This window comes from Bradyrhizobium sp. WBOS08, assembly GCF_024585125.1.
In the GTDB taxonomy this organism is placed as follows: domain Bacteria; phylum Pseudomonadota; class Alphaproteobacteria; order Rhizobiales; family Xanthobacteraceae; genus Bradyrhizobium; species Bradyrhizobium japonicum_B.
The window spans coordinates 5,063,603-5,081,779 of sequence record NZ_CP028988.1; the positions used below are offsets into that span (position 1 = coordinate 5,063,603).

14 protein-coding genes and 1 pseudogene are annotated in these 18,177 nt (G+C 65.0%); 11 read left to right on the forward strand and 4 right to left on the reverse strand.

Translation table 11 applies throughout. The features are described 5' to 3' along the window. Window positions 1-45 precede the first annotated feature (45 nt). From DCM80_RS23620 to DCM80_RS23640, 5 genes are read left to right on the forward strand one after another with little or no spacing between them, the layout of a single operon-like run. A complete protein-coding gene (locus tag DCM80_RS23620; protein WP_257198026.1) occupies window positions 46-825 on the forward strand; it encodes a molecular chaperone TorD family protein in 780 nt (259 codons plus the stop codon). A gap of 29 nt (window positions 826-854) precedes the next feature. Next, complete coding sequence (locus DCM80_RS23625; RefSeq protein ID WP_008553089.1) at window positions 855-1,064, forward strand: twin-arginine translocation signal domain-containing protein; 210 nt, start codon at window positions 855-857, stop codon at window positions 1,062-1,064. A 14-nt stretch (window positions 1,065-1,078) separates the two neighbouring features. Continuing rightward, the gene (locus tag DCM80_RS23630) at window positions 1,079-4,021 is read left to right on the forward strand and encodes a formate dehydrogenase subunit alpha (RefSeq protein ID WP_257193952.1); all 2,943 of its coding nucleotides are present in this window, start codon (window positions 1,079-1,081) and stop codon (window positions 4,019-4,021) included. 13 nt (window positions 4,022-4,034) lie between these two features. Then, on the forward strand, window positions 4,035-4,631 hold the full coding sequence (fdh3B, locus tag DCM80_RS23635) for a formate dehydrogenase FDH3 subunit beta (RefSeq protein WP_027571966.1): 597 nt from the start codon (window positions 4,035-4,037) through the stop codon (window positions 4,629-4,631). Window positions 4,632-4,671: 40 nt separating this feature from the next. Next, the gene (locus DCM80_RS23640) at window positions 4,672-5,673 is read left to right on the forward strand and encodes a formate dehydrogenase subunit gamma (protein WP_257193953.1); all 1,002 of its coding nucleotides are present in this window, start codon (window positions 4,672-4,674) and stop codon (window positions 5,671-5,673) included. 28 nt (window positions 5,674-5,701) lie between these two features. On the opposite strand, the gene DCM80_RS23645 is transcribed toward DCM80_RS23640, so the two are convergent. Further along, window positions 5,702-5,905: a hypothetical protein gene (locus DCM80_RS23645; RefSeq protein ID WP_257193954.1), complete on the reverse strand. Its 204-nt coding sequence runs from the start codon at window positions 5,903-5,905 to the stop codon at window positions 5,702-5,704. Between the two features lie 486 nt (window positions 5,906-6,391). Between DCM80_RS23645 and DCM80_RS23650 the strand changes: the two genes are divergently transcribed. The 4 genes and pseudogenes from DCM80_RS23650 to DCM80_RS23665 all read left to right on the forward strand — a co-directional run bounded on the left by DCM80_RS23650 (window position 6,392) and on the right by DCM80_RS23665 (window position 13,558). Continuing rightward, window positions 6,392-8,650, forward strand: a complete 2,259-nt coding sequence (locus DCM80_RS23650; RefSeq protein WP_373569369.1) for a TonB-dependent receptor — start codon at window positions 6,392-6,394, stop codon at window positions 8,648-8,650. 272 nt (window positions 8,651-8,922) lie between these two features. Next, window positions 8,923-10,002 (forward strand): HoxN/HupN/NixA family nickel/cobalt transporter, encoded by a 1,080-nt coding sequence (locus DCM80_RS23655; protein WP_257193957.1) that lies wholly within the window; start codon window positions 8,923-8,925, stop codon window positions 10,000-10,002. Next, window positions 9,983-12,292 carry a TonB-dependent receptor gene (locus DCM80_RS23660; RefSeq protein WP_257193958.1) on the forward strand — a complete coding sequence of 770 codons (2,310 nt, stop codon included), beginning with the start codon at window positions 9,983-9,985 and terminating at the stop codon, window positions 12,290-12,292. Before DCM80_RS23655 ends, DCM80_RS23660 begins: the two co-directional genes overlap by 20 nt. Window positions 12,293-12,399: 107 nt before the next feature. After that, window positions 12,400-13,558 (forward strand): annotated as a pseudogene (locus DCM80_RS23665) (DUF3422 domain-containing protein). A gap of 1,361 nt (window positions 13,559-14,919) precedes the next feature. Here DCM80_RS23665 and DCM80_RS23670 read toward each other — a convergent pair. Beyond that, entirely contained in the window at window positions 14,920-15,816 is an 897-nt protein-coding gene (locus DCM80_RS23670) for a LysR substrate-binding domain-containing protein (RefSeq protein ID WP_257193959.1), read from the reverse strand. Between the two features lie 137 nt (window positions 15,817-15,953). On the opposite strand from DCM80_RS23670, the gene DCM80_RS23675 reads away from it, so the two are divergent. Next, window positions 15,954-16,454, forward strand: a complete 501-nt coding sequence (locus tag DCM80_RS23675) for an ureidoglycolate lyase (protein WP_257193962.1) — start codon at window positions 15,954-15,956, stop codon at window positions 16,452-16,454. Between the two features lie 35 nt (window positions 16,455-16,489). Next, on the forward strand, window positions 16,490-17,329 hold the full coding sequence (locus DCM80_RS23680; protein ID WP_257198027.1) for a bifunctional allantoicase/(S)-ureidoglycine aminohydrolase: 840 nt from the start codon (window positions 16,490-16,492) through the stop codon (window positions 17,327-17,329). 32 nt (window positions 17,330-17,361) lie between these two features. Here the strand turns inward: DCM80_RS23680 and DCM80_RS23685 are convergent, their stop codons facing one another. Together DCM80_RS23685 and DCM80_RS23690 are read right to left on the reverse strand one after the other, a co-directional pair. After that, window positions 17,362-17,916, reverse strand: coding sequence for a TIGR02281 family clan AA aspartic protease (locus tag DCM80_RS23685; RefSeq protein WP_257193963.1), 555 nt, complete (start codon window positions 17,914-17,916; stop codon window positions 17,362-17,364). A 28-nt stretch (window positions 17,917-17,944) separates the two neighbouring features. Further along, on the reverse strand, window positions 17,945-18,148 hold the full coding sequence (locus DCM80_RS23690) for a DUF1289 domain-containing protein (protein WP_257193964.1): 204 nt from the start codon (window positions 18,146-18,148) through the stop codon (window positions 17,945-17,947). Between the last annotated feature and the right edge of the window lie 29 nt (window positions 18,149-18,177).

An 18,177-nucleotide genomic window follows, 5' to 3' on the forward strand; every position in this document is an offset into this window, starting at 1 on the left:
ACAAAAGCGATAATCAAGCAGACGGGACTTGGATGGGAGGTCCACGTGCGTGATGACGGGCTTGATCGCGCGATTGATGCCGCAGGCGGCATCGCTCAACTCGCGCGCAAAATCGGGATCAGCCAGCCCTCAGTCTCGACCTGGACTCGCGTGCCCGCACAGCGGGTGATCGCCGTCGAAACCGCGACCGGTGTTTCCCGAAACGACCTGCGGCCCGATCTTTACTGCGAGCAAGCAAAATCCACTGAGCCGGTCGATCCCGTCGATGCCGCGCGTGCGCAGGAATACGCGCTGCTGGCGACGCTGCTGTCTGTGCCTCCGTCGAAGCGCCTGCTCGATCGACTCGCTGCGCTGACGGGTGATGCAACGCCGCTCGGGCGCGCACATGCGGCGCTGGCCGACGCCGCCGCGAGCGCGGTCGCAGCGCAAGTCGAGCGCGAATATTTCGATCTGTTCGTCGGCCTGGGCCGTGGCGAATTGCTGCCCTACGCGTCCTATTACCTGACGGGTTTCCTGAACGAACGGCCGTTGTCGCGCCTGCGCGCCGATCTGACGGCGCTCGGCATCGAGCGGATCGCCAACAATTCCGAACCCGAGGATCACGCCGCTATCCTGTGCGAGATCATGTCGGGACTTGCCGACGGCAGCTTCGAGGCTTCGCCCGAGGCGCAGCGTGCATTCTTCGAAAAGCACGTGTCGCCTTGGATGGGACGGCTGTTCGCCGACATGGAGAGTGCCGGCAACGTCCGCTTCTATCGGGCGGTCGGCGCGCTCGGGCGCACCTTCATCGAGATCGAGACGGAAGCATTCACATTCGCCAACTGATCGACGCGGGTCGGTCCGGGAGAGATGCGATGAGTGACGAGACGAAAGCAAAGGTCGGACGCCGCGACTTCCTTCGCAAGGTCGGCATCGGCACGGTCGGCGCCGGCGCGACGCTTGCAACGCCTTTGGTCGGGTCCGCGCAGGCGGACAGCGAGAACAACGATGAAAAGCGCAAAGCGCGCTACAAGGAATCCGATCACGTCAAGACGTTCTACCGCGTCAACCGTTATCCGGCCTGACAGGGAGGCTGCCCGTGCTTATCAAGCGAACACACCAGCGGTCCGATCGCCGCGGCTCCGTCGCCGAAACCCTCGCAGGCCAGGGCGGCGGACTTGACCGCCGTACGTTCCTGCGCAGGTCCGGCCTTGCCGGCGGCGCCCTTGCTGCGCTCGGTACCATGCCGGTCGGCAGCGTGCGGAAGGCGGAAGCGGCCGCTGCCGGCCCGCTCGCGGCCGGCGCCGTGGTCAAGAAGAGCATCTGCACGCACTGCGCGGTGGGCTGCACCGTGACGGCGGAAGTGCTCAATGGAGTCTGGATCGGGCAGGAGCCGAGTTGGGATTCGCCGATCAACCGCGGCTCGCATTGCGCCAAGGGTGCCTCGGTGCGCGAGCTCGTGCACAGCGATCGCCGGCTGCGCTATCCGATGAAGCTCGTGAACGGGCAGTGGACGCGCGTGTCATGGGACACCGCGGTGAACGAGATCGGCGACAAGCTGCTTCAGGTCCGGGAGAAGTCGGGCAGCGATTCGGTCTACTGGCTCGGCTCGGCCAAGATGACCAACGAGGGCTCCTACCTGTTCCGCAAGCTCGGCGCCTTCTGGGGCACCAACAACACCGACCATCAGGCGCGAATCTGCCACTCCACCACCGTCACCGGCGTCGCCAATACCTGGGGCTACGGCGCGATGACGAACAGCATCAACGACATGCGCAACTCCAAGACGATGCTGTTCATCGGCAGCAACGCGGCGGAAGCGCATCCCGTCAGCATGCAGCACCTGCTCGAAGGCAAGGAGCTCAACAAGGCGAACTTCATCGTCTTCGATCCGCGCCTGACCCGTACCGCGGCGCATGCCACTGAGTATGTCCGGATCCGTCCCGGCACCGACATTCCCGTCCTGTACGGCATGATGTGGCACATCCTGAAGAATGGCTGGGAGGACAAGGAGTTCATCGCCCAGCGCGTCTACGGTTTCGACGACCTGCGCAAGGAGGTCGAGAAGTGGAATCCGCAGGAGGTCGAGCGCGTCACCGGCGTGCCCGCCGCGCAGCTCGAGCGCGTCGCCAAGATGTTCGCGACGGTCAAGCCGGCGACCATCATCTGGTGCATGGGGCAGACGCAGCACACCGTCGGCACGGCCAACGTGCGCGCGAGCTGCATCGCGCTGCTGATGACCGGCAACGTCGGCAAGGCCGGCGCCGGCGCCAACATCCTGCGTGGCCACGACAACGTGCAAGGCGCGACCGACGTCGGCCTCGATATCGTGACCCTGCCGTTCTATTACGGCCTGGCGGAAGGTGCCTGGAAGCACTGGTCGCGGGTCTGGGAGGTCGATTACGAGTACCTGGTCTCCCGCTTCGACGAGAAGAAGCAGATGGAGACCCCAGGCATCCCGCTGACGCGGTGGTTTGACGCCGCGCTGTTGCCGAAGGCCGACGTCGCGCAGAAGGACAACGTCAAGGCCGTGTTCGTGCAAGGCCATGCCAGCAACAGCATCACCCGCATTCCGGAATCGATGAAGGGCCTGAAGGCGCTGGAGCTGCTGGTGATCGCCGATCCGCACCCGACGACGTGGGCGTCTCTGGCGGTCGAGGCCGGGCGCAAGGACGGCGTCTATATCCTGCCGGTGGCGACGCAGTTCGAGTGCACCGGATCACGCGTCGCATCCAACCGCTCGATGCAGTGGGGCGAGCAGATCGTCAAGCCGATCTTCGAATCCAAGGACGACCTCGAGATCATCTACCTGATGGCGAAGAAGCTCGGCTTTGCCGACAAGATGTTCAAGAACATCAAGGTAGAGAGCAACCTCCCCGTAGCCGAGGACGTGCTGCGCGAGATCAACCGCGGAAGCTGGTCGACGGGCTATTGCGGCCAGTCCCCGGAGCGCATCAAGGCGCACATGAAGAACCAGCACAAGTTCGACCTGGTAACGATGCGCGCGCCGAAGGACGATCCGGAAGTCGGCGGCGACTATTACGGCCTGCCTTGGCCGTGTTGGGGCTCACCCGAGGTGAGGCATCCCGGCTCGCCGCTGCTCTACAACAACAACCTGCATGTCATGGATGGCGGCGGCGCCTTCCGCCCACGCTTCGGTATCGAGCGCGAGGAAAAGCTGCCGGACGGTACGACGCGCAAGGTGAGCCTGCTCGCCGACAAATCCTTCTCCAAGGGCTCGGATATCCAGGACGGCTATCCCGAGTTCACGCTGGCGAGCCTGAAGAAGCTCGGTTGGGACACGGATCTGACCGAAGCCGAAATGGCGACGATCCAGCGGGTCAACCCGGCCAATCCGGACGCGGTCTCCTGGGCCCTCGACCTTTCCGGCGGCATCCAGCGCGTGGCGCTGAAGCACGGCTGCGTGCCGTTCGGCAACGGCAAGGCGCGCATGAATGCGTTCGGCTTGCCGGACCCGATCCCGGTCCATCGCGAGCCGATCTACACGCCGCGCGTCGATCTCGTCGAGAAATATCCGACATTGCCCGATGCCAGGCAGTTCCGCCTGCCCAATATCGGCTTCTCCGTGCAGAAGGCGGCGGTGGAGAAGGGCATCGCAAAGCAATTCCCGCTGATCCTCTCCTCCGGACGTCTCGTCGAATACGAAGGCGGCGGCGAGGAGACCCGCACCAATCCATGGCTCGCCGAATTGCAGCAGGACATGTTCATCGAGATCAGCCCGGCCGATGCCGCCGATCGCGGCATCAAGGATGGCGGCTGGGTCTGGGTGAGCGGCGCCGAGAACAATTCGCGCGCCAGGATGAAGGCGCTGGTGACCGAACGCGTCGGCAAGGGCGTCGCCTGGATGCCGTTCCATTTCGGCGGCTGGCTCGGCGGCGTCGACCTGCGCAAGAACTATCCCGCCGGCACCGATCCGATCGTGCTGGGCGAGAGCGCCAACACGATCACGAGCTACGGTTACGATCCTGCAACGGGCATGCAGGAGCCGAAGGTCACGCTTTGTCAGATCGTCGCAGCCTGAGAGGAGCACGCACATGGCTCGGATGAAATTTCTCTGCGACGCTGATCGCTGCATCGAGTGCAACGCCTGCGTCACCGCCTGCAAGAACGAGCACGAGGTGCCGTGGGGCATCAACCGGCGCCGCGTCGTCACCATCAACGACGGCAAGCCGGGCGAGCGATCGATCTCGATGGCCTGCATGCACTGCACGGACGCGCCCTGCGCGGCCGTGTGCCCGGTCAACTGCTTCTACACCACGGCCGATGCCGTGGTGCTGCACTCCAAGGATCTCTGCATCGGCTGCGGCTATTGCTTCTACGCCTGCCCGTTCGGCGCGCCGCAATATCCGAAGGTCGGCAACTTCGGCTCGCGCGGCAAGATGGACAAATGCACCTATTGCGCCGGCGGCCCCGAGGCCGACGGCAGCAAGGAGGAATACGAGAAATACGGCGCGAACCGGCTGGCCGAAGGCAAGCTGCCGCTCTGTGCCGAAATGTGCTCGACCAAGTCGTTGCTTGCAGGCGACGGTGAGATCATTGCGCAAATCTACAAGGAGCGCGTCATGAAGCGCGGCTATGGCTCGGGCGCCTGGGGCTGGAAGACCGCTTATCGCGAGACGATCGAGTCCTGACATGGGCAATCGAAGGGCGCGCAATACCGGGGAGGACGTCATGGCGTCGTTTGGAAGGTTCGTTCGTCTGGCGCTGGGCGCCTTCGCGCTGCTTTTCCTGGTCACGGCGGTGCCCGCCGGCGCACAACAAGTCAATCCGACCGCGAGCGCGGTCAAGGAGCAGCAGCTTCTGCAGGAGCTCAACCGGATTCAGGGCCGCGTCAGCATTCCCGATCAGCGCTCCGGCGTTCTTGAGCAGCCGCAGGGACGGGAATGGCGCGAATTCCGCAATGTGACGCTGCCCTGGATCGGCGGCATTGCCATCCTCGGCATGATCGCGGCCATCGTGATCTTCTATCTGACCGTCGGCATGGTGCGTCTCGAAGCCGGACGCTCGGGCCGCACCATCGTACGCTTCAACGCTTTCGAGCGGTTCGTGCACTGGCTGACGGCAAGCTGCTTCATCGTCCTGGCCATTTCCGGGCTGAACATCACGTTCGGCCGGCCGCTGCTGCTGCCGCTGATCGGCTTCGAGGCATTCTCGGAATGGTCGCAATGGGCCAAGTACGCGCACAACTATCTCAGCTTCCCGTTCACCATCGGCGTCGTCCTGATCTTCCTGATGTGGATCGGCGGCAACATCCCGAACAAGGTAGATATTGAATGGGCCAAACGCGGCGGCGGCCTGATCGGACATGACCATCCGCCGGCCTACCGCTTCAATGGCGGCCAGAAGATGATCTACTGGATCGTCGTGATCGGCGGCGGACTCGTCGCAGCGTCTGGCTACGCGCTGATGTTCCCGTTCTACGGGACGGGCATCGAGGGCATGCAAATGGCCCAGATCGTCCACTCGATCGTGGCGGTCCTGTTCGTCGCCGCGATGATCGCGCACATCTATATCGGCACCATCGGGATGGAAGGTGCGTTCGAGGCCATGGGCTCGGGCGAGGTCGACGTCAACTGGGCGCGCGAGCACCACAGGCTCTGGCTCGAGCAGCAGAACGCGCGAACCGGACCGAACGACGGGCAACCGCAGCCCGCGACCGCGCCGGCGGAGTAGAGCGCGCAGCCCGAACGCGGGCAGCCGGCTATGGGGCCGGCTCCTTGCCAAACAAGACGGAACGGTCCTGGATGTCCTGTTCGTGGAGCCGGGCCGTTTGGCCTGTCTGCATGTCCTGAATGGACGCCATGCCGCTCCGAGCGGAGCCGAACAGGGCTTGCGATCTGAGCATGGTGCTGGCCGCACCGGCCAGAGCGAGGGCTGCAATGAGCGAGAGCATGACGCGGTTCATGCGCATCTCCGTCGGCCATCTCCACCCGACATGATCAATACATCCGGATCGTCCCGTTGGATGTGAGCCACTTCACGCGATCGGTTCCATTTTCGTCGAGGCGGCCGACGCGCTCCGCACGATTGCGCTCTCTATTCTCTCTGCCGAATTTCAGCAGCGCTGATTTGGAATCTTTCAAAGAAGAACTTTGGAATCTTTCCAGGTCGCAGCGCGACTACATCGCATGATCGAGACATTCTAAATCGCCGTGCACGCATTTGCGTTGCCGTCACGAGAGCGTGTTTCTAAAGAGGCGATGCAGATTGCTGAGCATCGATGTTGCAGGCGGAGGCCGTCAACGCGAAGCGTGAGGCTGCGGACGATTTGGTTGAAGGCCACACGTGCCGGCCGCGTTCGGACGCGAAGAGCGATGATCCGTCATCGTCCTGCGTGCCGAGCGACCGCCTCACGGTGGGCCGCGTGCTATCGATGAAGGATTTTCTTGAAATGCGGCGTACGGGTGGGGTCGGTACGGTAGCTCGCTTTGCTGCGGCGCTGCTGGGTGGCGTGGCGTTGCTGGCGTGGTTCGAATCGCCCGCTCGGTCCCAGACGTCGCAAGGCGGCAGCACGCTTCCACCCGTCACCGTCGATGCGCCAGCGCAGCAAGCGGCTCGCCGTGCGCCAATAAGGCGAAGCGACGCCCGCGTCCGATCGACGCCGCGGCGCGCGCCGCAGGCCCCGGCCGTCGCGGTGCAATCGCAACCGAGTGTCGTGCCCGAATTCGCCGGCGGCCAGGTCGCTCAAGGCGCGCGGCTCGGACTGCTCGGAAACACCAGCACGATGAAGTCGCCGTTCAACGCGACGAGCTACACGGACAAGTTCATCCGGGATCAGCAGGCGGCAACGGGTGCGGATGCCTTGATCCTCGATCCGTCCGTGCGAAGCTCGCACCCGACGGGCGGCGTGGTGGATTCCTTCAACATTCGTGGATTTCCGATCAACGAAGGCAACAACGGTGAATTCGCCTTCGAGGGTCTTTACGGAATCGCGCCGTCGTATCGCATCTTCACTGATTACGTCGAGCGCATCGAGGTGCTCAAAGGTCCCTCGGCCGCGCTCTCCGGCATGGCGCCCAATGGCGGCGTGGGCGGCGTCATCAACATCGTGCCCAAGCGCGCGGAAGAGGACCTGACGCGCCTCACCGCAAGCTACGGCTCCACTGCTCGTTTCGGCGGGCACTGGGATGTTGCGCGGCGCTACGGCGACGGCAAGGAATGGGGCGTGCGCGCCAGCGGGAGCGTCCGCGGCGGCGACACGCCGATCGATCGCCAATCCGAGGCGACAGGTGTCGGATCGCTGGCTCTGGACTATCGGGGCGAACGGTTCAGGTCCTGGCTCTATCTGATCGCGCAGACCGATCGGTTCGATGCGCCGTCACGTCCCTTCCTGATGGCTCCCGGCCTGCAGGTGCCAAAGGCGCCGGACGGCCGGCTGAACGTCACCCAGCCCTGGGAATGGTCGCACATCACCGACCAATCCGCCTTGCTGAAGACCGAGTACGATGTCAGCGACCAGGTCACGCTGTTTGCGGATGTCGGCGGATCCCGCACCAATGTCGAGCGGTTCTTCGGCCTTCCGACGATCGTCAACGCCAACGGCAACACGACCTCCACGCCCCAATTCTTCGGACTGAGCATCGATCGAAGCACCTATGATGGCGGTGTTCGCGCCCGCTTCGATACCGGCTTCGTCCATCATTCCGTGGCCTTCCAGGCTTCGGTTTATCACGACGAACTGCACCGGCGGCTGACCAACGGCAGCCCGGTCACGTCGAACATCTACAATCCGACCGTCGCGCCGACCCAGTTCGCCAACGAGATCAGCGACCGCCCGCGGCTCTCAGACAGCGAGCTCACCGGTCTCTCCATTGCTGACACCTTATCCGTGCTCGACGAGCGTGTGCTGCTGACCCTGGGTGTCCGGCGCCAGGGCATCGAGGCGCACAACTACCTCTCCAACGTCGGGACGTTGACGTCGTCCTACGACAAGAGCGCGGTTACCCCGGTGGTCGGCCTCGTTGTCCGCCCGGTGGAGAATGTCTCGCTGTATGCGAATTATGTCGAAGGCCTCGCGCGAGGCGACGTGGCTCCCCAGAACGCATCCAATTTCGGCGAGGTGCTGCAGCCCTACGTCGCCAAGCAGTACGAAGCCGGCGTCAAGGTGGACTTCGGCCGGATCGCAACGACGTTCAGCGCCTTCCAGATCTCGAAGGCGAGCGGCGAGCTGTCCGCCGGGCGCTTCGCGGCGACCGCCGAACAGCAGGTACGCGGGCTCGAGCTCAACGTCTACGGCGAGCTCATGCCGGACGTGCGCGTGCTCGGAGGCGTTTCGCTGCTCGACGGCACGCTGACAAAGACTGCCGTCGCGACGAATGTGGGCCACACGCCGATCGGCGTTCCGAACGTTCAGGCCAATATCGGCATGGAATGGGATCTGCCGTGGATGAGAGAGCTCACGTTGAACGGAGCCGTCATCTACACCGGCAGGCAGTTCATCGACACCGCCAACAAGCAGCCGATTCCGGAGTGGACGCGGCTCGATCTCGGCGCCCGCTACACCACGGCGATCAACGGCAGGAAGACGGTCTTCCGCGCCAACATTCAGAACGTGACCGGTGAGAGTTACTGGTCCAGCGTGGCCTCGTTCGGAACGTTCTTCCTGGGAGCGCCACGCACCTATCTGCTGTCGATGACCGTGGACATGTGAAACGGCTCCGGCCGCGCGTGACGGCGGTCGCGGGAGTCGTGGGCAACGTCCGCGGAACGGTCAACTTGGTCGGCGAGGTGGATACTTGCTTGCCAATCGGCGCAGCTCATCCGTGCCCGGCGCCGCGCCGCGCCGGAACATGAATCGTCTGTTGAATCAATGAGGTAGCTTTCCCATCCATGCGCCTTCGACCGTCAGGTCGAAAGTGGCGCGGCTCTTGCTCTTGCCAGTATGAGGGTTCTTGATAAACGTCATACTGTGGGACGGGGCGGATGGAGCAGGCGGTGAGGCAGAGTTTGCGGGCGATCGAATCCGGCACGCTGGTGCTGTTCGGCGGGCTCGTCGCCGCCAACGTCGCGGCATGGGCCTGGGCCTTCGCGCTGTTCGGCGACCGGCCGACGTTGCTGGCGACGGCGCTGCTGGCCTGGGTGTTCGGTCTGCGTCATGCCGTCGATGCCGATCACATCGCCGCCATCGACAACGTCGTGCGCAAGCTGATGCAGACGGGTGGCGCGCCGCAGAGCGTCGGCCTCTATTTTGCGCTCGGCCATTCCACAGTCGTCGTGGTCGCGACCCTGTTGCTTGCGTTCGGCGTGGTGAGCCTTGGCGGCGACAGCCTGCTCCGGGAGATCGGCGGCCTGATCGGCACGTCGGTGTCGGCGCTGTTCCTGCTCGTGATCGCGGCCATCAATCTCGTCATCTTCGTCGGTCTGTGGCGGACGTTTCGCACCGCACGGGAGCAGGGGGTTCACGACGCTGAAGGACTGGAGAGGTTGCTCGCCAATCGCGGCGTCCTCGCCCGACTGCTCGGGCCGCTGTTCCGCCTGGTCACCAAACCCTGGCACATGTATCCGCTCGGATTCCTGTTTGGACTGGGCTTCGACACAGCGACCGAGATCGGCCTGCTCAGCATCTCCGCCACCGAAGCCGCGCGCGGCGCTTCGCTCGCGGACATCCTGGTCTTCCCTGCGCTGTTCGCAGCCGGCATGGCGCTGGTCGACACTGCCGATTCCGCGCTGATGGTGAGCGCCTATCGATGGGCGTTCGTCGATCCCCTGCGCAAGCTCTGGTACAACCTCACGATCACCGGCGCCTCCGTGGCGGTCGCGCTGCTGATCGGCGGCATCGAGGCGCTCGGCTTGGCCGCCGACCGGCTCGGCCTGTCGGGGACGATTTGGACACTGGTCGAGGGCCTCAACGAGTCGCTCGCCAATGTCGGCTTCGCCGTGGTCGCGCTGTTTGCGATCGCCTGGCTGGTCTCGGTCGTGCTCTATCGCCGTACCTTCGAGAGTGGCCGGCCCCAGGCCGCAGCGGAAGCTCTGGAATGCGCCGATGCGACCGAAGCGGTGTGAGCCCGGTCGTGGCGGCGCGCTGACGGCCCTGTCGGCCCTGCTGCTGCTCGCCGACGACGGCCGCGCCCTGGCGCAGGGCAGTCCGACCTCGGGCGAACTGCCGCCAATCGAGATCGCTGGCGGCGAAACGTCGGCGCGAAAGAAGCCGGCTGCAGCGCGCCGCACCGGCAAGCCGCCCGCGGCCGGCCACCGCATCCTTGTGTATCCAGCGGCGGCGCAGGGCGCGGATGTCCGCAGCGTTGCCTCGGGTGCGAAGCGCCAGCCCGGCATGGCCAGCGAGATCACCGTCTCGGGCGAGGAGCTCAACGCCCGCCCTTTCACGCGGCCAGGCGAAGCGCTCGAAGCGGTGCCGGGTCTCATCGTGACGCAGCATTCCGGCGAGGGCAAAGCCAACCAGTATTTTTTGCGCGGCTACAATCTCGATCACGGGACCGACCTTGCCATCAGCGTCGACGGCGTCCCCGTCAACATGCGCACCCACGGGCACGGCCAGGGCTATGCCGATCTCAACTGGCTGATCCCGGAAACCATCGCGGCGGTGGACGTGCGCAAGGGTCCCTACTTCGCCGACGAGGGCGATTTCGCCTCGGTCGGCAGCGTCCATGTCGGCCTGATCGACCGCACCAGGAGACTGGCGCAGGTCACCGTCGGCAGCTTCGGCTACCGCCGCATGCTCGGCATGGATTCCGCGAAGCTCGGCGACGGCGCGTTGCTCGTGGCCGGCGAGATCGGCACCTACGACGGCCCGTGGGACAATCCGGACAATGTGCGAAAGCTCAACGGTCTCGTGCGCTACAGCCAGGGCACCGCGACCGATGGCGTGTCCGTCACCGGCATGGCCTACACGAACGCCTGGAATTCGACCGATCAGGTGCCGCAGCGTGCGATCACCGGCGGCTTGCTCGATCGGTTCGGTTCGGAAGATCGGACCGACGGCGGCAACGCCAACCGGTTTGCATTGTCAGGCCGCATTGCGCAGACCGACGAACTCGGCTCGTGGCGAGCCAACGCCTATGTGGTGAAGAGCCAGCTCGATCTCTTCAACAACTTCACCTACTTCCTCAGCGATCCCGTGCTCGGCGATCAGTTCCACCAGCACGACGATCGCCTGATGGCGGGCGCCAATGTCTCGCGCACGCTGGACGGCTCGCTCGCCGGCCTGCCGATGCAGACCACCCTCGGCCTGCAATCGCGCTACGATGCGATCGATCTCGCGCTCAGCAACACTTTCCAGCGCGGCTTCCTCTCCAACGTCCGCAGCGACAAGGTCGGCGAGGGCAGCGTCGGCCTCTACGCCGAGAACACGGTGCGCTGGACCGACTGGCTCAGAACGACGGTGGGCTGGCGCGGCGACTATTATGCCGCCGACGTCACCTCGCGGTTCAATGCCGGCAATTCCGGCCGCGCCGACGCCGCGCTCGGCAGCCCGAAATTCAGGATGGTGCTGGGTCCGTTCAGCCAGACCGAGTTCTTCCTCGGCGCCGGCTACGGCATGCACTCCAACGACGCCCGCGGCGCGACCACGACCGAGGACCCCAGCGATCCCGCGACGAGGCTCACGCCGTCGCCGCTCCTGGTCCGGACCAAGGGCGCGGAGGTCGGCGTGCGCAGCAGGATCGTTCCCGGCCTGGACACCTCGCTCAGCGTCTTCATCCTGGACCAGGATTCCGAGATCCTGTTCGCGGGCGATGCCGGCGACACGTCGGCGACGCGCGCCAGCCGCCGCTACGGCTTTGAATGGACCAACCATTATCGGCCGAGATCGTGGATCGACATCGATGCCGATCTCGCCATGACCCATGCGCGATTCCGCGGCTATAACAGCGAGCAGGCCGAGGTCTATGCCTCGCTCGCCGGCTATCCCGAGGCGCAGATCGGCAACGCACCCGGCAACTACATTCCGAACGCGCCGGCGATGGTGGCGTCGGCCGGCGTCACGCTGGGCGAGCGGACAGGCTGGTTCGGAACCTTGCGCTGGCGCTATCTGGCGTCGAGCCCGCTGACGGAGGACAACGCGTTCCGCTCCTCCGCGACCAGCATCTTCAACGGCCGTCTCGGCTATCGCATGGACAACGGCTGGCGCCTCCAGCTTGACGTGCTCAACCTCTTCAACACCAGGGCGAACCAGATCACCTATGCCTATGGCTCGCTGCTCAAGACTGATACGCTCTACAACCTCTGCACATCAGGCACCGCGCCGGCTTCGGTCTGTCAGAACGGCGTGATGGACTACGCGCTGCATCCCGTGGAGCCGTTGACGTTCCGGGTTACCATCGCCGGGGCGTTCTAGGTTTGCGCGGGTCGCGCATCCGGGATTGCTGGACCATGGGTGGGTTGTGGTAGTGAACGGCCAGATGGCGGCACGTCGCAGCCTGAAAGCGCAGCAGGGGACCGCCGATGATCCGTGACCTCGATCTCGCCGAGTTTGAACTGCATCCGCAGCGCGGCGCGGTGCTGGCCGAGGTGCATGCTCGCCCATTCACCCGGCTGACGGCGCCGGTCACGGTGCTCCGCTTTGCTTTTCTGGGCCAGGGCGAGGTCGCGGCGGCGGACCGGCAAGAGTTCGTGGCGTTCTGCACCTCGCACGGGCAGGCGCCGCCGGAGGACGGGACCAAGCATCACCAGGTGACGATCGGCACCACCCAGCTGCGCTGGGAGCAGCATTCTGAGTTCAGCACCTTCACCTGGATCCTGGGCGGCTCCGAGACGTCGGCTCGCAGGTTCGGCGAGATCGACGCCGAGTCCGCCGCGCTGATCCGGTCGCTGCGCCAGTCCGGGCAATTGCTGGTGGCGGTCAAGCTCGAGGTCGAGCAGACCTCGGCGGCGCTGGAGCGTGCGCAGCAGCTGTTCGAAAGAGGCAGCCTCGCCATCGCGGCGGTCCGCAGCGGACCCGCGGTCGTCGCATCCGACTTTCGCACCGACGATCAGGGTTTCGTTCGCATCCTAGGAGATGCAAGGCGCCGAAGACCTCAAGCTCAACAATCATCTCCTGACGGAACTGACCGCATTGGCGGCTTCGCTCGAAAGGGGCGCGGCCGGCAGCTCGTTTCGGTTCGGCGCCAGCCGGGCCTACAACGAGATCGTGCAGGCTCGCCTCGCGGTGATCGAAGGCGGCGAGATCGCGGGCTATCCGACCTGGTCCTCCTTCCTCGCCCGTCGCATGGCACCGGCCATGCGCACCTGTGCGACGATGGAGGACCGGCAGGCCGACCTGTCGATCAAGCTCGCGCGCGCGGCTGATTTGTTGCGGACACGCGTCGACGTCGAGCTCGAGGAGCAGAACCGCGATCTGCTGCGCTCGATGAACGACCGCACCCGGTTGCAATTGCGGCTGCAGAGCACGGTCGAAGGCTTGTCGGTGGCGGCCATCGGCTATTACGTCGTCAGCCTGTTCGGCTATCTCGCCAAGGGCGCCCATGACGGCGGCCTGCATGTCGAGCCTTCGCTGGCAACCGCGATCTTCGTGCCGATCGCCGTCGCGGTGATCTGGATCGTCACCCGCAATATCCGCAGGCGGCACTTGAAGCATGACGAAATATCCGGCGCTCACGATTGAGGCGCAAACGAGCCTCTTGCGCTTCGAAGGCGAGCGGATCTCGACGACCTTGTGTCGCCCCCTGTCAATCCCCTCACTTGAAAATATTCCACTTTACCGAAATTCGGTTTCGGCGTATGTGTCGGCTATCCCGGCTCAACCAGGAGGGGCGATCTCGAGGTCGTCTTGATCGCGAGCCGGGCTTGCGGTGGACGCGGCAGCGTCGGCACGAGAGGTGCGGGCAGGGCGGGTAGTCCCTGTGAGCCCGACACCCGCGTGCAGACGAACGGCGCTGTTCAGTTCGTCGCGCCAACATTCGATGGCTACGTGCACGATGCTGTCGACCCTGTGGCGCTCACGAATGCGCGTACGGCAAAACCGTGTGGTCCTGGCCGTCGTTGCTACGGTCAAGCCGGATCGAAGATGTGCGCGAGCCCAACCGGGTGGACGGCATCATCAATTCGACCGGCGAGGGAGGCCAGAAGGAAAGTTCGGCTCCCGGGAGAGCACGGCATAAGCCGTCCGACCACCGCGCAGGGAAGGCCGAATGATCGGCACCACCTGTATGCTGCTGTGCGGTTCTTCTGCGTGTGCATTTTTGCGCAGCGGACCGTGGGTGCGTTGTCAGCACCCGGCCTTCCCTGCGCCCTCTTGGATTTGAGGGTGGAGACGCAAGCAAAGCTCGGGTGGTTTCAGCCGCGAGAACAAGAAGGCGTGTCTATGACTCGAGGTATCTGCCACAAACGCGATCTCGTAGGGTGGGCAAAGCGCAGCGTGCCCACGCGCCTATCGCCGCATCGGACAGATCGTGGGCACGGCGCAAGGGCGCCTTTGCCCACCCTACGGCCTGCGTGTGCATTTTGCGCAGCAGACCGCGGGTGCGTTGTCAGCACCCGGCCTTCCCTGCGCCCTCTTGGATTTAGAGGGTGAAGACGCAAGCAAAGCTCGGGCGAATTGCGCCGCGAGAGCGAAAAGGCATGTCTGTGAGTCGAGCTGCGTGTCACAACCTCGATCTCGTAGGGTGGGCAAAGCGCAGCGTGCCCACGCGTCTATCTCCGCATTTGAAAGGTCGTGGGCACGGCGCAAGTGCGCCTTTGCCCACCCTACGACACCGCCGCTGGGATGTGCACCGGAGCATTGCAATGACGCAGAGAATATGCGCTACCCACCGCTCTCGTGCCCCGGACGCAGCGCAGCGCTTCGCCGGCGATGCGAAGCATCGTCCGCTGCGGTGCGCTGCAGAGCCGGGGCCCATGTCGCAGCGTGTACCGTGTTGCCGCCTGGGGCCCGGCTCTGCGCCGCAACGCTCGCGTTGCGGCTTGTCCGGGACACGATGGTCTTGCAATGACGCGGGAGGGGCCGCCGGCGTCGACGCCGGAGCATCAAGCCACGCCCTTGCGATGATTCAGGTATCGAAGCGCGAGCTTGATGAAATTGTGCACCACCATCGATGTCTCGTCCGCTCTGAAGACCAGAAACACATCGGCTGTGGGCGGCGAGGGCCGGATCGGACGGAAGACGATGTCGGCGGTGGTGAAGCGCGCGATCGACTGCGGCACGAGCGCGACGCCGAACCCCGCCGCGATCAGGCTCGGGATCGACTGGGCGTCGACGACCTGCTGCGACACCTTTGGCAGGAAGCCGGCATCGACACAGCAGGTCTGCACGTATCGCGCGAAATCGGAGCTATCGGGATCGAGGACGACATGATCCTCGGACGCGAGCTCACCGAGCGCGATGCGCTTGCGGCGCGCCAACTGATGGGTGCGCGGCAGTGCGATGACGACCTCTTCCCGCCACGCCAGCTTGCTGGAAAGGTCGCGCTCGGAGGGAATTCCGCGAATGAGACAGATGTTGGTCGTGCGGCTGAGCAGCGCCGCAATCTGCAATGCCGGCGCCTGCTCATGCACCGTCATCCTGACCTGCGGGGCGACTTTGCGGTAGGCCGCGAGCAGCTCGGCGAGACGGCCGCGCAGGATCGAGCCGGTCGCTCCGACATCCAGCGTTCCGATCAGGCCGGCGCCGATCGACCGGGCCTCGTCTTCCGCGGCTTTGACTTGTTGCAGGATGGTGCGCCCCCGCACCAGCATGGCCTCACCCGCCTGCGTCAACTCGACCCTGCGGCTGGTCCTGTAGAGCAGCGGGGTCGCGAGCTCTGCCTCGAGGGCCTGGATGTGCTGGCTGAGCGGCGGCTGCGAGAGGTTCAGCCGCCGGGCGGCGCGGGTGAAGCTGCGCTCTTCGGCAACCGCGATGAAGTACCGAAGCTGGCGGAGATCCATAGCGAAAACCTAACAATCGTGTCATTCTATAAATTGGACTTGGTGTCGCACCTGGTCAACGAATGACCGGTGGAGCCTTCTGAGTGTCCCGTCGCGGGCCTGCAGACCCTTTGAAGGCTGAGTGCTTGAGGTTGGCTATGGTGACGCTCTCGATCGAGCCTTTGACGAAGCAGGCGTTCGCTCCGTTCGGAGACGTCGTCGAAACGGAAGGCAGGACGCCGCTATCGATCAACCAGGGTTATGCTCAACGCTTCAACGGGCTTGCCGATATCGACGTTGCCGCGGAAGGCGGAGAAGTCAACATCAGCTGGTTCGTCGCTTCGGTGCGGCCCGCGCCCATCGCGATCCGCTTGATGGAGCGCCATCCGCTCGGGAGCCAGCTGTTCATGCCCCTGAACGGCGCCGACTGGCTGGTCGTCGTTTGCACTGACCCCAGCGTCTCGTCCAGCTACCGGGCGTTCGCGGCAAAGGGCCATCAGGGCGTGAACTATGCTAGAAACTGCTGGCACCATCCACTCCTGGTTCTCGAGGACGCAAGCGCGTTCCTCGTTGTCGACCGCATGGGGGATGGCGCCAATCTCGAAGAACATTGGCTGAGCGAGCCGCTACAGCTCGGCGTCCAGTCGGCTGCAAGCTGATACATTCCCATCGCTAACCTTCACGAGGCTTGATGATGTCATCGCGCACCTATCACGTACCGCAAGGCGGCCTTCCGTCCCAGACGGACCTGCTGAGCGGCCGCGCGGTCTTCACGAACGCATACGCCGTCATCCCCAGCGGCGTGCAACGCGATATCGTCGTCAGCCACCTGCCGCACTGGGACAACACGCGGCTCTGGGTGTTGGCGCGACCGCTGTCCGGCTTCGCCGAGACGTTCTCTCATTATCTCATGGAGATCGCGCCGGCCGGCGGAAGCGACATGCCCGAGCCGGACAAGGATGCCGAAGGGGCGCTGTTCGTCGCAGGCGGCACGTTGATGCTCAAATTGGCAGAAGGTGAACGTGAACTGAGGCCTGGCAGCTTCGCCTATCTGCCGCCCGGCTGCGCCTGGAGCGTTCGCAACCGCGGCCCTGGCCCTGCACAGGTGCACTGGATCCGCAAGCTGTACCAGCGCGTGCCGGGGTTGGCCGAGCCCGAGGCGATCGTGACCAACGAAGAGTCCATCGAACCGGTCGCGATGCCTGGCACGGAGGGGAGGTGGGCCACCACCCGCTTCATCGATCCGGCCGATATGCGCCATGACATGCACATCAACATCGTGACGTTCGAGCCGGGGGCGACGATCCCCTTTGCCGAGACGCATGTCATGGAGCACGGGCTGTACGTGCTCGAGGGCAAGGCGGTCTACCGTCTCAATCAGGACTGGGTGGAGGTCGAGGCCGGCGACTACATGTGGCTGCGCGCCTTCTGCCCCCAGGCATGCTACGCCGGAGGCCCGGGCCGGTTTCGCTATCTCCTGTACAAGGACGTCAACCGGCACATGAATCTGCGGCAGGGCCCGCCGCTGCTCTAGCCCCGGCGGTGGTCCGCGCGCGCCGCTGCGATCTAGTCGATCGCGGTGCGCGAGCGGCGGGGGCTGCTCTGAAGCTCGGGATAGCCGGTGAGCATCAGCTTGTCGGCGCGGACGCCCCAGCTCTCCAGGCGGTCGAGGAAGCTCATGCCGAGCAGGTTGGTCTTCATCTGCCCGCGCTGGACGACGAGGGCCGGCACCGACTTTTCGACGAGATGGCCGACGGAGAGACGGTCGAGCGTGAGCCGGGCCGCCTTGGTATGGCCGTTCGCGGTCTCGAGTTCGACATCGTATTCGAGCATCTCGAGCGGCAGCCCGATGGCTTTCGCGGTTTCCCAGGTCAGCACCACCGAGGTCGCACCGGTATCGATCACCATCGGCGCTGCGACACCGTTGATCTTCGCACGCAGCGCAAATTCGCCGCCCTGTCCGCGCGGAATCTGCACGGCGGGGGCAGGCGCCACCGTCTGCGCGCGAAAGATGTGCGAGACCTTGTGACCGGCGCGCGCGATCCGCTCGGGATCGCCATAGGCGACGACCGCGCCGGCCGTGCCGGCGAGCATGACGAGGACGAGCAGGAAGCGGATCATCGCGCGCCTCCGCGGGCGCGCAGGCCGGTCAGGCGCGCTTCGGCGATGCCGCGATCGGCGCAAGCCCGGCTTCCGTCATGCGTTCCGGCAACAGGGCCATGACCGCGCGCCGTTCCGCGCTGTCCATGGCGTGCCAGCGCGCGATCTCGGGCAAGGTCCGGCCGCAGCCGAAGCACAGCTTGGTCCTGGGATCGATCATGCAGACGGCGACGCACGGCGTTTCTTGACTCATTCGGACATAGTGGAGGATTGTCGGGCATG

Bases quoted from the DNA above. Each gene is read 5' to 3' on its own strand.
- DCM80_RS23650 (WP_373569369.1), top strand. From the start codon at position 6,392: ATGCGGCGTACGGGTGGGGTCGGTACGGTAGCTCGCTTTGCTGCGGCG.
- DCM80_RS23660 (WP_257193958.1), top strand. From the start codon at position 9,983: ATGCGACCGAAGCGGTGTGAGCCCGGTCGTGGCGGCGCGCTGACGGCC.
- fdh3B (WP_027571966.1), top strand. From the start codon at position 4,035: ATGGCTCGGATGAAATTTCTCTGCGACGCTGATCGCTGCATCGAGTGC.
- DCM80_RS23655 (WP_257193957.1), top strand. From the start codon at position 8,923: ATGGAGCAGGCGGTGAGGCAGAGTTTGCGGGCGATCGAATCCGGCACG.
- DCM80_RS23675 (WP_257193962.1), top strand. From the start codon at position 15,954: ATGGTGACGCTCTCGATCGAGCCTTTGACGAAGCAGGCGTTCGCTCCG.
- DCM80_RS23680 (WP_257198027.1), top strand. From the start codon at position 16,490: ATGTCATCGCGCACCTATCACGTACCGCAAGGCGGCCTTCCGTCCCAG.
- DCM80_RS23670 (WP_257193959.1), bottom strand. From the start codon at position 15,816: ATGGATCTCCGCCAGCTTCGGTACTTCATCGCGGTTGCCGAAGAGCGC.
- DCM80_RS23640 (WP_257193953.1), top strand. From the start codon at position 4,672: ATGGCGTCGTTTGGAAGGTTCGTTCGTCTGGCGCTGGGCGCCTTCGCG.
- DCM80_RS23625 (WP_008553089.1), top strand. From the start codon at position 855: ATGAGTGACGAGACGAAAGCAAAGGTCGGACGCCGCGACTTCCTTCGC.
- DCM80_RS23690 (WP_257193964.1), bottom strand. From the start codon at position 18,148: ATGAGTCAAGAAACGCCGTGCGTCGCCGTCTGCATGATCGATCCCAGG.
- DCM80_RS23685 (WP_257193963.1), bottom strand. From the start codon at position 17,916: ATGATCCGCTTCCTGCTCGTCCTCGTCATGCTCGCCGGCACGGCCGGC.
- DCM80_RS23645 (WP_257193954.1), bottom strand. From the start codon at position 5,905: ATGAACCGCGTCATGCTCTCGCTCATTGCAGCCCTCGCTCTGGCCGGT.